10 protein-coding genes are annotated in these 14,004 nt (G+C 51.0%); 7 read left to right on the top strand and 3 right to left on the bottom strand.

All coding sequences use genetic code 11. The annotated features are described in order from the left end of the window. Positions 1-27 precede the first annotated feature (27 nt). The 7 genes from AC6B99_RS26685 (at position 28) to AC6B99_RS26655 (ending at position 10,532) form a co-directional block, all read left to right on the top strand. The gene (locus AC6B99_RS26685; RefSeq protein ID WP_496664643.1) at positions 28-1,473 is read left to right on the top strand and encodes an aldehyde dehydrogenase family protein; all 1,446 of its coding nucleotides are present in this window, start codon (positions 28-30) and stop codon (positions 1,471-1,473) included. A gap of 305 nt (positions 1,474-1,778) precedes the next feature. Continuing rightward, entirely contained in the window at positions 1,779-2,051 is a 273-nt protein-coding gene (locus AC6B99_RS26680) for a (2Fe-2S)-binding protein (protein ID WP_099520054.1), read from the top strand. Then, positions 2,051-2,383: a 2Fe-2S iron-sulfur cluster-binding protein gene (locus tag AC6B99_RS26675; RefSeq protein ID WP_494864539.1), complete on the top strand. Its 333-nt coding sequence runs from the start codon at positions 2,051-2,053 to the stop codon at positions 2,381-2,383. Before AC6B99_RS26680 ends, AC6B99_RS26675 begins: the two co-directional genes overlap by 1 nt. Then, on the top strand, positions 2,380-3,615 hold the full coding sequence (locus tag AC6B99_RS26670; RefSeq protein WP_494864541.1) for an FAD-dependent oxidoreductase: 1,236 nt from the start codon (positions 2,380-2,382) through the stop codon (positions 3,613-3,615). Before AC6B99_RS26675 ends, AC6B99_RS26670 begins: the two co-directional genes overlap by 4 nt. Next, complete coding sequence (locus tag AC6B99_RS26665; RefSeq protein ID WP_496664642.1) at positions 3,599-5,587, top strand: glycoside hydrolase family 127 protein; 1,989 nt, start codon at positions 3,599-3,601, stop codon at positions 5,585-5,587. The genes AC6B99_RS26670 and AC6B99_RS26665 overlap by 17 nt, the downstream gene beginning before the upstream one ends. Before the next feature lie 27 nt (positions 5,588-5,614). Beyond that, on the top strand, positions 5,615-8,281 hold the full coding sequence (locus AC6B99_RS26660; protein ID WP_496664641.1) for a LamG-like jellyroll fold domain-containing protein: 2,667 nt from the start codon (positions 5,615-5,617) through the stop codon (positions 8,279-8,281). Between the two features lie 52 nt (positions 8,282-8,333). Beyond that, the gene (locus tag AC6B99_RS26655) at positions 8,334-10,532 is read left to right on the top strand and encodes a LamG-like jellyroll fold domain-containing protein (protein ID WP_496664640.1); all 2,199 of its coding nucleotides are present in this window, start codon (positions 8,334-8,336) and stop codon (positions 10,530-10,532) included. Positions 10,533-10,689: 157 nt separating this feature from the next. On the opposite strand, the gene AC6B99_RS26650 is transcribed toward AC6B99_RS26655, so the two are convergent. From AC6B99_RS26650 to AC6B99_RS26640, 3 genes are all read right to left on the bottom strand, one after another. Then, on the bottom strand, positions 10,690-11,796 hold the full coding sequence (locus AC6B99_RS26650) for a glycoside hydrolase family 88 protein (RefSeq protein ID WP_056028337.1): 1,107 nt from the start codon (positions 11,794-11,796) through the stop codon (positions 10,690-10,692). Between the two features lie 150 nt (positions 11,797-11,946). Next, the gene (locus AC6B99_RS26645; RefSeq protein ID WP_496664639.1) at positions 11,947-12,813 is read right to left on the bottom strand and encodes a helix-turn-helix domain-containing protein; all 867 of its coding nucleotides are present in this window, start codon (positions 12,811-12,813) and stop codon (positions 11,947-11,949) included. Positions 12,814-12,942: 129 nt separating this feature from the next. Continuing rightward, positions 12,943-13,947: a phosphotransferase gene (locus AC6B99_RS26640; RefSeq protein WP_494864553.1), complete on the bottom strand. Its 1,005-nt coding sequence runs from the start codon at positions 13,945-13,947 to the stop codon at positions 12,943-12,945. Between the last annotated feature and the right edge of the window lie 57 nt (positions 13,948-14,004).

Raw genomic sequence — 14,004 nt, 5'->3', positions numbered from 1 at the left:
CCTAGTCCGAACAGGAGGGATCGCAAAATGAAGAGCAGTCGAAATTGGATCGGAGGCGAGTGGATTACGCCTGCTGCAGGCGAGTCTATCGTTCTTAATCCATCGAACATTAAAGAGGAGGTTGGCATTCTTCATCTATCTGATCAGTCGCATGTTATACAGGCGGAGCAGGCAGCGCGTAAAGCGTTTGAAGTTTGGTCTCGTTTAACAGGTGCTGCTCGAGCAGAGCATGTGTATAAGCTTGCTGCCGCACTGGAAGCCAAGCTGGCTGAGGTAGCGAATCTCGCAAGCTTGGAAATGGGCAAACCAATTATGGAAATGCGCGGCGAAGTGATGCGTGGAGTAAATCTGCTCCGTTATTACGCGGCGGAAGGGGTACGAGCCAATGGGGTTGTCATACCTTCGAGCGAGCCAAACGTTTTGCAGCATACGAAAAAGGTTCCTTTGGGCGTCGTGGGCATTATTACCCCATGGAATTTCCCGGTTGCCATACCTATTTGGAAAATCGCGCCTGCGCTTATTTGCGGCAACACCGTTATATGGAAGCCTGCGGAATTTGCCTCCTTAACGGCAACGAAGCTTATTGAGATTTTTGCAGAGGCAGGACTTCCTGCAGGCGTCATTAATCTCGTTATTGGCAAGGGCAGCAAAATCGGAGACGTATTACTAGAGCAAATTTCGCTCGATGCGGTAAGCTTTACCGGCTCCACATCAACGGGCACTCATATTGCCCAGCTTTGTGCCAAGCGAAATATTAAATATCAGACCGAAATGGGCGGGAAAAATGCCGCTGTTGTTTTAAACGACGCTGATCTTGAAAAGACGATTCCGCTTATTGTCAGCGGAGCCTTCCGTTCGGCAGGGCAGAAATGTACAGCAACGAGCCGAATTATCGTCGAATCAGGCATTTATGCTTCGTTTACGAAAGCGCTCAGCACGGCAGTATCGCAAATTAAGCTGGCACCTGCTCTCGATCCTGCCGCATATTTAGGCCCCGTTGCTTCCGCAAGCCAGTATGAAACGGTCATGTCTTATGTCCATATGGCCCAGCAGCAGGCGGAGATTGTTGCCCAAGGTCCAGCTGTAGCTGCAGCTGAGCAAAACGAGGGATATTACATTCAGCCGATCGTGGCCGCAGGCTTGGATGCGGGGCATCCTCTCATTCAGGAAGAGGTTTTTGGGCCAGTTGCAGCGCTGCTTCAGGCATCCGATTTTGAAGAAGCTATCGCTTTATGCAATCAATCGATTTTTGGGTTGAGCGCTTCGCTGTTTACGCAAAATTTATCCTACGCCCATCGGTTTTTGGACGAAGCGCAGGCGGGCATGGTTCGCGTGAATCAGGAAACAGCGGGTGTGGAATATCAGTCCCCATTCGGCGGAATGAAGCTTTCCAGCTCGCATTCGCGCGAGCAAGGGCAAGCGGCTTTGGATTTCTATACCGAATTAAAAACATGTGCTATTCGTTATTTTTAAAATATAGATAGATATGAGATTTCTCCATCCTTTCTCTATATTTCTCGGACTGAAACGCGTTGCGCCGCCAGAGGAAGGCGGTAGCCGTTTCACCTTAAAATATAAGAAAGTATAAGTTTTTCCATACTTGTTCTTCTATTTCTCGGACTGAAACGCGCTGTGCCGCCAAAGGAAGGCGGCAGCCGTTTCACCTTGAAATATAGGAAAGGATATCCTAGTGTCATCCTTTCTCTATATTTCATCGCGAAACGGTGCTTTGCCGCCAGAGGACGTCGAAAGCCGTTTACGCTTGGGGGGCTTTTGCGATGAAGCATCCATCCTTAGTCGTTTGCCGCTGTGAAGAAGTGACCATGGAGCAATTGGAAGAAGCTTATGCGTCTGGAAGCTGCACTTCACGTCAATTGAAGATGAAAACAAGGGCTACGATGGGCGCTTGCCAGGGACGGGTTTGCCGAGCCCTTGTAGAAACATGGATTCATGTGAAAAATCCAGATGGTCCTCGAGACGCTGAATTATTATCGTACCGTCCGCCTATTCGGCCTATAACGTTTGGCCAGCTAGCAAAGGATGAAGCGTAATGGAAAGGATTGAGAACCATCCGTTACTCGGCCGTTGGCAGACGCCGCGTGAACGTGTTGCCTTTTCCTTTAATGGGAAGCCAATGACAGGGCTAAAGGGAGAGCCAATAGCGGCGGCACTGCTCGCAGCAGATATTCGCACGCTGCGCAGGCATGAGGAATCGGGGCATGCTCGCGGGCTTTATTGTGCCATTGGCCATTGCATGGAATGCCGGCTGAGCGTAGCAGGAAAAGGAATGGTACGTTCCTGTCTTACTCCGCTTGAAGAAGGAATGTGTATAGCTGAAGGGCTGCAGCTTCCAAACGAAATAACAGGGAGGAAGCTGCTATGACGAAGGAGAGAGAGCCTGATCTCATTATTGTCGGTGCTGGGCCAGCTGGCTTGTCGGCAGCTGTTGTAGCTGCCGAACACGGCCTAGCCGTCACCATATTGGATGAATTTCCCGAACCCGGCGGACGCATGCTCGGCCAGTTTCATGAAGAGAAGGGCCACTGGTGGATAGGGAAGCAGGTTGCCCATCATCTCATCGAGCAGTGCTGCGCATTAGGTGTTCATATCCGCTGCGGCGTATCGGTTCACGGCATGTGGAAAAACGATCAGCATTGGGTGATTAGAACGTCAGACGGTTCCATCACGGCAGCTAACGTATTGCTGGCAACGGGCGGTGCCGAAATTCCGCAGCCGTCTCCCGGGTGGACACTGCCTGGCGTCATGTCCATTGGCGCGGCGCAGGTTATGGCTAACGTACATTTCGTTAAACCCGGACGTCGCGGCCTTATTATCGGGGTTAACGTGCTAGCGATGGCAATCGCTCGTGAGCTGTCTATAAGCGGGGTATCCATTGCAGCCATCGTGCTGCCTTCGCAAAGCCCGCTTTCTGGAACAGACGCTTTGCCTAAAGAAAATGTAGAAAAGCTGCTCAGCTTGTCCCATTTAGCCCCGTCCGCGTTTATGAGAATGGGAGGCCGAGCTGCCCATTCGCTAAAAATGGCGGGGGTAGTATCCCATTTTTTTCCGCGAAGAGGGATCAAGCTGTGGGATATTCCCTTAAAGCTGCGGACAACGGCTGTAGCTATCAATGGCAAAGATCAGGTGGAATCCGTGACGCTTGCCGACGTAAATGGATGCGGTGAAACGATTGCCGGAAGCGAGCGGGAGGAAGCGGTTGATTTCGTCGCTCTTGCGGGCGGATTATATCCATTAGCTGAGCTAGCTTCGGTGGCCGGCTGTCCATTTGTTTATATGAAAGAGCTCGGCGGCCATATTCCGCTTCATAGCGAAGCGATGCAGACGCCTATGGCAGGGCTGTATGTAGCCGGCAATATTACCGGTGTCGAAAGTGCGCTTGTAGCGATGGCCCAGGGACAGCTTGCAGCCACTTCCATTTGCAGAGATGTTGGGCTGCTTGGCGAGCAAAGCGCTACCAAACTAGCAGAGGCGAAGCAGAAGGTTCAGCAAGTGCGGGCTTCCGCTTTAATTCAATTTCATCCGGGCATTCCAAAGGCGAGAGAGCAAGTCTACAAAATGTGGACGAAAGGCTGTGGCAATGTTGAAAATAACTGAAAACACAGAAAAATGGCGAAAGGTTTCATATAAGTCGGTCAAAATTCATGATCCCTTTTGGTCCCATTATAGAAGCCTCGTTCGTGATGAGGTCATTCCCTATCAATGGGAGGCCATCAATGACCGGGTTGAGGGCGCTTCTCCCAGCCATGCGCTGCAAAATTACCGCATAGCGGCTGGCGAAGCGGAAGGAGCGTTTTACGGTTATGTTTTTCAAGATAGCGATGTAACCAAATGGCTAGAGGCTGTCGCTTACAGCTTGCAAGCCGATCCAAATGCGGAGCTGGAAAAGCTTGCGGATGAAACGATAGAGTTGCTAGGGAAAGCCCAGCAGCCGGACGGCTATCTTAATACTTATTTTACGATTCAAAATCAGGAGCAGCGCTGGACGAATGAACGCGATAATCATGAAACCTACTGCGCAGGCCATCTGATTGAAGCAGCTGTTGCTTATTATGAGACGACGGGCAAGCGCAAGCTGCTGGATATCGCCTGCAAGCTGGCGGATCATATCGATTCGGTGTATGGCGAAGAGCAGGGCAAGCTGCGCGGCTATCCCGGACATCAGGAAATAGAGCTTGCCTTAATGAAGCTTTATAGCGCAACGGGGCAGGAGCGATATTTAAAGCTATGCCGATTTTTTATTGACGAGCGCGGCCAGGAGCCTCATTATTTCAAGCTTGAAGCAGAGAAGCGGGCTGAGAAACGGGGACGGGAAGCGCTGCTGCGAGAAGGCTACTATTCGTTATATAAAAACAATTATGAGTACAATCAAGCCCACCTGCCTGTTCGGGAGCAGCTGGTGGCGACAGGGCACGCCGTGCGGGCGGTATATATGTATACCGGCATGGCGGATTTGGCTGGCGCGACGAATGATACAGAGCTGCTTGAAAGCTGCAAGAGGTTATGGGAAAACGTGACGCAAAAGCAGATGTATGTAACGGGAGGCATTGGCTCGAATCACGACGGGGAAGCTTTTTCATTCGACTATGATTTGCCTAACGATACCGCTTACACCGAGACTTGCGCTTCTATCGGCCTTGTTTTCTGGGCACAGAGCATGCTCCATCTTGATCCAGACAGCAAATATGCAAACGTCATTGAGCGTGCATTGTATAACGGAACCATTAGCGGCATGGGGCTGGATGGCAAAAGCTTTTTCTACGTCAATCCGCTGGAGGTGTGGCCTGCCGCCTGCAAACGTACAGATAAACGGCATGTAAAGACCGCCCGGCAAAAATGGTTCGGCTGTGCTTGCTGCCCGCCCAATCTGGCCCGTCTTATCGCATCGCTCGGCTCTTATATTTATTCCCAAAACGAGCATGCGGTTTATGTCCATCAATATATCGGCAGCGAGACTACGCTAAAGGTTGCCGGGCAAAACGTAAGCCTTTCCCTGCAAGCTAATTTCCCATGGGAAGAGACGGTCGCCATTAACGTGACGCCTGAGCGTGACGAAGCGTTTACGATCGCCGTTCGCATCCCGGATTGGTGCGAGGGAGCAGAAATGAATGTAAATGGTCAAGCGATATCGCCAGACTCGCTGCAATTCCACAAAGGTTATGCTGCGATAAACCGCATCTGGCAGGAGGGAGATCAAATTGCGCTGAAATTTCCGATGGCCATTAAGCGCCTATATGCGCATCCTCTTGTTCGTGCGAACGCAGGCAAGGTGGCCTTGCAGCGGGGGCCTGTCGTTTATTGCTTGGAGGAAGCGGATAACGGGGCGGCCTTATCGCATATCGCGCTGCCGGAGCAAGCGGCGCTTGCTGCGCATTTTAAGCCGGATCTGCTTGGCGGTGTCGTCATTATTGAAGGGCAGGCCGTGCGGGGCGAACAGCCGGGCAGCAGCCAAAGGCTATATGAATCCCGCAAGCGAGGGGAGCATGTCTGCAGCATTCGGGCTATCCCTTATTATGCTTGGGCGAATCGTGGTGAAGGAGAAATGGCGGTGTGGATTCGGGAAAGCTAATATGCGGAAGTAGAGGGAGGCTTGTTGATGAAAAAAGGGATTTCTTTCGTCATTTGCTGTATGTTATTCGTTTCGCTTTTTGCTATGCCCGCTGCTGCGAAGCCTAAGCCTGTTCAGCCGGAACCAACGAGCGGCGAAGCGAAGCTCGAAGATATTTTTGGCAGAACCGTCAATCATTACGGTGTGGAGCTGGTTGACTGGCAAGGCTATATTGCCAACCCCTATGTAAAGTTGAACGTCATTCCGCCTGCCGATGCTGCTTATCCGCTCACCATAGACATTAAAGCTAAAGGCACGTCACGCTTGATGATGGATCGGCCAAGTACACTCAGCGCAACAGGTGCCCAAAAAACGCTGGCCTTTGATACTGCTGGCGAGCGCAAACCGTTTTTGCTGGAAATTCATCCGGATCGAATAGGCGGCAATGGCGAAATCGAGCATTATACGCTTGAGCTGACGATAACCGATGTGCTGGGAGCCGTTCGTTCGCAGACGACGCCTATTCGCGTATGGGATCAGGATGACGAAAAGGAGCCTGAGCTTCCTTTAAAATTCGATTACCGATTCGATACGATACAGCCTTATTTTAGTGATCCTGCTATCCGCGAGGCGGGCGAGCAGGCCATTAAGGATTGGTTTTATTTTTTTGATATGGAGCCATTTGATACCGTTCCTGCAAACTCCGAAGTAAGCATGCTTCCCGAAGATAACTTTGACGGCCATATTGAAGTAACGAATGATGAGCCATTCAACGGGATGTGGATTTTTCTAAGAGGGCTGAGTGGCCCTTATTCAACAGGCGCTCCGACGGACAATGGAAAATATCATAAGCGCGGCGGCATTACGATTCCGGATAAGCTTCATCGTTCATTAATGACGATTCTTGATTTTTACGATACGGCGACGCCATTTACCTCTATGGATGATGAGGAGTGGTACCTCACGGAAATGTCCAATACGTCTACCGATGTGTATGGCCTCATTATGCATGAGTTTGGCCATGCGCTCGTATTTTCCGGCAACTGGAAAGGGGTAGCTGCTTATAAGCGAAGCGGGGGCACGGCAGACAATATCGTCGCCTATCAAGGCGGGCCCGTTCCGCTCGACGGCACCTATCATATTCCGGGAGAGGAGCCTTATTGGGACCGGATCAGCGGTCAAAATGGCGGACGGACGCATCTTTTTCACAATAAGCGCTGGATGCTGACGAAGCTGACGCTGCTGATTGCAGAAAAAGCAGGATGGAAGCTGAACGATAAGCTGACTCCATTCCTGAGCCCATCCATTAAAAACATGCCGATTCCAAATGCGAAGCAGGGGAAAAATTACGAGCTGCAGCTGCAGGCGGAGGGCGGCGTTCCTTTTTACGATTGGACGATTGTAGATGGCTCGCTGCCTCAAGGGCTGACCTTGGACCGCTTCACCGGCAAAATCGCGGGAAAAGTGTCTGGGCAAGCAGAAGGAAGCTATTCGTTTACGGTACAGCTTCGCGATTACGATGAGCTTGGAACCCCCGTTCAAAAGACATTCACATTAAATGTGGGCCAAGGCGAGCTTTTAGGAAGCTATTTGTTTGATGAAGCAGACGGGGAGATCGCCCTAGATTATTCGGGAGCGGGGCACGATGTCTCGACCTTGCATGCAAGCAGAACAGATGGGGCGAGAGGGGGTGGGATAGCCTTAAATGGGGCTTCCAATTATGTTGATCTGCCACGTGACATGCTAAAAAAAGCAAAAGCGTTCTCGTTCTCTTCATGGGTGAATGTGACGGATAGCGTCTATTCTCCAAGCTCAGTTGGCGTGACGAATTCGGTCTATGACACGAGCTCGCGGATTTTTGATTTTGGCATATCGGATGCGAAGTATATGGCACTATCCACAGATTCCCAAGGCGCCTTGAGCTTTAAGGTTTCGAGAAAAGGGGGCAAGGAGGAAGCAATCATCTCAGGGGGCGGCATAGCCTCTGGAAAATGGCAGCATGTGGCGGTGACAGCATCGGGTAATACGGCGGTCCTTTATGTAAATGGGACGGAAGTAGCGAGGACCTCTAATTTGACCCTGGGAGCGATCGAATCCCTTTTAAAGGGCGAGCACCATTACATTGGCAAGTCTCAAAGCGATGAACGGTATTGGAATGGCATTTTGGATGAGATCAAGCTTTATAATCGCGCTTTGTCTGCCGCTGAGATTGCCAGTCTTGCAGCAGATGAGCCAGTGCCTCCAGTTGTTGATCCGCCAGAGCCCGCAAACCCTAATGTGGCGATTGAAGGAAGCATTACGACTTCCTACGTCTCGCCATGGGAGAGCTTGGTAGGGCTGAATGACGAGTACGAACCGGAGAGCTCCGCAGACCGAGGCCATCCGGTATATGGCAACTGGGACACGCACGGAACCGAGCAATGGGTGCAGTATGATTTTGACCAGCCTTTTACCCTATCATCAAGTGAAGTGTATTGGTTTGATGATAATGACGGCATTGATTTGCCGGAGTCGTTCTACATCCAATATTGGGATGGGACGAATTGGGCGCATGTGTCCAATCCGTCTGCATATGGCGTTTTGCCGGACCAGTATAATGTGACCACCTTTGATCCGGAGACGACGACCAAAATTCGGCTAACGATGAAAGCAAAGCCAACAACTTCAACGGGCATTGAGCAGTGGAAGGTCATCCGCGTGACAGAAACAGATTAAGCTGGATTATACACAGAAGGCAGGCAACCACAAATAAAAGGGAGGCTTGGCGATGTTGAAAAGAGGTACGAACCGCATATCCGTTAAAAAAATGATGTCAGCAGTTGTTTGTTTGGCCTTGCTGTTAGGCGTAATAGGCACGATTCCGCAAAAACCGGTGTATGCGGCGGCCAATTTTGCGGAAGTGGTGGATATATTCGGGCGGACCGTTAATGACAACGGCATTGACTTGGTCGATTGGCAGGGGTATCTTGCGAATCCTTCAGTTAAGCTCACGGTTAAGCCGCCATCGAGCGCTGTTTTCCCCGTTACGATTAACCTGCGTACACAGGGAACGACCCGGCTGATGATGAATAAGCCGAGTACGCTATCGGCGACGGGCTCGGCCAAAACGCTAACTTTTACTAATGCATCCCAGCAGCTAGACTTTGAATTAGAGATTCACCCCGATCGTATTGGCGGGCCGAATGAAATCGAAAATTATACGCTGAGCATGCAGGTCATCCAAAACAATAATACCCAGAGCACGCAGACGATTCCGATTCGGGTGCTGGATCAGGATGATAATGCAGAACCGTCGCTGCCTATTAACTTTGATTATCGTTTTGATACGATTACGGGCATATTTGCCGATGCAGGGGTGAAGGCTGCCACGGAGCAGGGCATCAAGGACTGGTTTTATTTCTTTGATGAGACGCCTTATGACACAGTAGCTGCAGGAGCTGAAAATATTTCAATTCCGGGCGACAACTGGCTGAATCCCATTACGGCTACCAACAATGCCGCCTACAACGGCGTATGGGTGTTTCTGCGCGGCTTAAATGATCCATATTCTACGGGCTATCCTGCAGATAACGGCAAGTTCCACAAGCGGGCAGGGGTTCAAGGTCCGATTCACCGCTCATATGGACTGATTTTGGACTTTTACTCAGGGTTTACACCGTTCTCCTCTTTGAATGATGAAGAGTATTATTTGGCTCAAATGCCGGGATCTGCTTGTACCTCAAACTGCCAGACCGATGTATTAGGCTTAATCGCTCATGAATTTGGCCATGCGGTTGCCTTCCACAGCAGCTGGAACGGCATGGTGAATTACCATAGCGCCGGCGGCAGCAATGATGCAGAAGTCATCGCATATCAAGGGAACGCGGTTCCGCTAGATTCCAGCTATCATATTTCGGATGCCAATTCCCTTTATTGGGATCGAATCAGCGGCCAAAGCGGAGGCAGAAACCACAAGTTTCCTTCCCAGCGCTGGATGATGACGAAGCTGAGCCTCTTGATCGCTGAAAATGCGGGCTGGAAGCTGAATAAAAACCTGTCGCCGTTCGTAGCGCCGTCCATCGTAACAACCTCGCTGCCAAGCGGAACGAAGGGTGCTGCTTATTCGCAGCAGCTTACTGCCAAGGGCGGTGTGCCATTCTATGATTGGAATGTAACGAGCGGTTCGCTGCCGCCAGGACTGACGTTAGATCGCTTCAAAGGCACTTTAACTGGAACGATTGACAATAATGCGCCGCAAGGCAGCTATACGTTCACCGTTCAGTTGAGGGATTATGACGCGCAAAGCACGCCTGTCACCAAATCGTTTACGATTAATTTAGGCGGAGGCGGGACAGTCAGCGATGTCGTGGCCCAATATTTATTCAATGAAACAAGCGGAGCTTCGGCCGCTGATGCATCAGGCAATGGAAAAACAGCCACGCTGAGCGGCGGCATCACTTGGGCCGCAGGGCATGCGTCGGGCGCGGTCAATTTTAACGGTACCACTGGCTATGGCAGCTTGCCAGCCGGCATCATAAGCAGCTTGAATGATTTTACGATTGCGACTTGGGTGAAGCTGAATTCGGTATCCGATTGGACGCGAATTTTTGATTTTGGCACAGGAACAACGGCCAACATGTTCTTAACGCCAAGTCCAGGCGGTGCAGGCTTAAGATTTGCCATTACGAATAGCGGCAGCGGAGGGGAACAGCGAATTTCAACGACGACGGCATTCCCGACAGGGGTATGGAAGCATGTCGGAGTTACCCTCTCGGGCAATACGGCAAGTCTGTATGTAGATGGCGTCCTCGTTGGCACCAATGCGAATATGACGCTTAAGCCTTCCAGTCTTGGCAACACGACGCTTAACTATTTGGGACGTTCGCAATATACGGGAGATCCGTATTTAAATGGAGGACTCGACGATTTCCGTATATACAATCGAGCGCTCAGCGCTGCGGAAATGACGACACTATTTAACAGCTAGCGTTAAACCCGGCGCACCTGTTCTCGCTGTCGCTCCTATTTAAGTAAAATGCCCTCTGGAAGCTCATTGCAATGCCCTTGTGGGCGTTGCAATGAATGTCCGGAGGGCATTCTTTTTGATTCATTCGAATCGTTTTTTGGGGGAGGGCTGCCAGCCGTTAAAAAATGCGGTGCTTCCAGCCATTCAGCTTGGCAATCGCTTCGACATAATAATAATCGCCATAGATAAGCGATACATCGATAAAGCTGGTGCCGCTGCCTGTTCCGTGCAGCAAAATCGCCTCATGCTCCGGCTGCTCCCATGTCGCATAATTTTCCGTCAGCGAACGCAAAATCCGCTCCGCGGCATTCGCATACAAGCTTTTCTCGCCGGGGGCCACAAGCTCTGCCAGCTCCAGCAGACCAGATGCGGCGATGCTTGCCGCCGAGCTATCCCGGAACAGGCGCTCATCGTCTCCGAGACGGAAATCCCAATACGGCACCTGATCACCCGGCAGGCCCGCGATAAAGTAATGGGCGATCCGCTTCGCCGCATCGAGAAAACGCTCATCTCCGGTATGGCGATACGTATTCGTAAAGCCGTACAGCCCCCAAGCGGTGCCGCGGCTCCACGACGATTCCGGCGAATAGCCTTGACCGCCAAAGTTTTCGAGGTAGGCGCCAGTTTCAGCATCGAAGGAAATAATATGCTTCGTTGAGCCGTCTGGACGGATGCCGTATTGCAGCGTCGTCTCCGCGTGGCTGATCGCAATATGCTTGTAGCGCGGATCTCCGGTCACCTTGCTCGCCCAGAACAAGAGGGAGATGTTCAGCATGCAGTCGATAATGACCCAGCCATATTTGTCCTCATTCCAGGCACGGATGAATTTGCCAACCGGGTTGTAGCGGGCAGCGAGGAAGTTCGCCGCTTCGATTCCTCGGCGCAAAGCATCCTCATCGCCCGTGAGCGTATGCTTAATCACCGCAGTCGGCAAAAACTGAAAGCCAACATCATGATGCAGCTCAACCGTCGGCTTAATAAACCATTGCTCTAGCGTTTCATCCCAATGCCAAGCAGCATCCTTGTATTCTGGCTTGCCCGTCATATCGTGCATAATCCAGAGCAGCCCCGGCCAGAAGCCCGTCGTCCACCAGTCGGACCCAATATCGTCAAATTTCCCGTCCTTGCCAGCGAAATGCGGACATTTCGCTCCGATCTGCTGAACCATTCGCTCAGCCTTGCCATCCAGCCGATTCATTATTTCTTGCCAATAGGTTGTAGTCATTGTACAGGCCTCCATCACTTTGAATATGTGGTGACCTGAGTATAGCCCGTATGAGACATAGAAAGTTGCAATTGAATATAAAGAAATGTTTATATTTTGTCATTGCGCTGCAAAGCTTTGGCGCCGCTTAGGTTTACTTTGTACGGGTTGCTACTGATTTTTGCGGTATTTGAGCGGAGTGGTTCCGAGCGCCTTGCGGAATAGCTGGTTAAAATAAGAGGCATTAGGAAAACCGCTGGCAATGCCAATTTGCTCGACAGACAAATCGGTCGTGCGCAGCAGCCGGCAAGCCTGTTTAATGCGCCGAGCGGTCAAATAATCGACAAGCCGGCTTCCCGTTTCCTGATGAAACAGTCTGGAAATATACGATTTGGACAAATGCATAGCTGCCGCAAGCTGCTCCAAATGAATTTCTTCATGGTAATGGTCCTCAATCCAGCTCATCATGCGCTCGGAATAGCGCAGCGAACGATGCTGCTCGGCAGGCAGCAGGGTGCTGTCGCCAAGCTCCAGGCAGCTTACGAGCTGAAGCAGCAGCATTGTTATATTTTCAACATTTTCACGATGAATAGAACCACTGGGCTGTTGCGTGCAGTCGTAAGCCTGGAGCATCCATTCCATAACCGTGGCACGCTCGCTCAGATCAAAGCCGCAGCGATCGTTTGACCCTTGCCATAACGCCGAAAAAATCGTTTTGCGATTCGGAAAACAGAGCAGCAGCTTCTCTGCAGCATGGGGGTCAATGTAAAAAATCGAGCGCTGAAACGGATTTTCCGGCGATACGTCCGAATAAATGCGGTGCAGCTGATACGGCTGAAAGAAAAACAGCATGCCTCCGCGAATATCGTACATTTGCTGGTTGACGACAATATGCCCCTGGCCGCGGTGGATGTACATGATTTCACAGCATTGATGCCAGTGGTAATAACCTTTGTAGTGGTCGTCCGTGTACATATTATAATTCCACACAAGCGACTGCTGATTTTGAAAAAAGACAGGTTCGAACAGCTGCTTCATAAGCCCTCCGCGATGACAAAATATAAACATTTGTGTTCGATTATATTATAGCCTTATACAGAGGAAGAACGCCATGAGTCGAAAACATCTATTTTCTTGCGGGGACAAGCTGACCACGGCGCAATCGCTTTAACCGGGGCCATATTTGGCGAGATACTGCGGGTAAGCATGAAGATGGATAGCCTTGGCCTTGCGCTGAGCTTCCTCCCGATGCTCCGGCACCTGCTCAGCCTCGACATAGTCAGCCAGCACGTCAATAACGTCATCTAGAAGCTTCGCCCGAAAATACAGCTCCAGTCGTTCAATAACCTCAGCCCCTGCTCCTGCCAGCACCTTTTCTTTCCATAACGGGCAAGATGGATCATGCAATAGTGGCCAAAGCAGTACCGAGTAGTCCATCGCCGCATCGCCCTGACCGGATAGGTCATCCCAGTCAATTATTCTGAAGCCATGCCTGCTGGAGGTCAGTACATTGTTGCTGTTCAGGTCGTTATGAACAACATCGCTTGCAGGGAGTAAAAATGCAGGTGTGCGCAGGACGGTGTCCCTCAGTCTCCCAATCTCTTCCCCGAACCACAAAATCGTCTCGTCCGACACGAAATCCCTGATCAGATCGCGTAAGCTTAGAATTCCGTCGAGATCCTCCGTAAAACGGGAAATGTACTCGTCCTCGAATGCTTCCGCATAAGTACGAGTCTCAGCCTTAGGCAGCATTTCGCGAAGACGCTCGTCGCGATGGAGCTTAGCAATGGTCTCTATGACACCCGTTAGCGCAACCTCGGGATTCGGTGTTTCCATAAGCGGGATTGCATCCGCGATATATTCAAAAACGAGTCCATAGGGGTATCCCGGCACGATCTCGCGGTCAATCTCATAGACCAAGCTTGGCGCGGTGTAGGACTCAGCAAGATAATCACTGACGCCAGCCCACTGGCGCAGCCGCGGGGCATTGTCAGGTGGAGCCAGCTTGACGTGAAGCTGAGTGCGGCCGTCCGTCAGACGGATAGACAAGTTGTCGAAGCCCCCAGGATTATAGATGTATGACGCCCGAATAGCATTCGGGTCTAAACCAATGGCAGCGGCGTTTGCGGACGCCCACTCCGCAATCATTTTTTCTATTCGTTGCACCTGCATGTTTACCCCCTGCTTACTCGGCATATTTTAGTCGCTACCTGATATTTTTGCATATTA

The organism is Paenibacillus liaoningensis, assembly GCF_059609455.1.
This window is presented reverse-complemented; position numbering and strand designations above follow the sequence as displayed.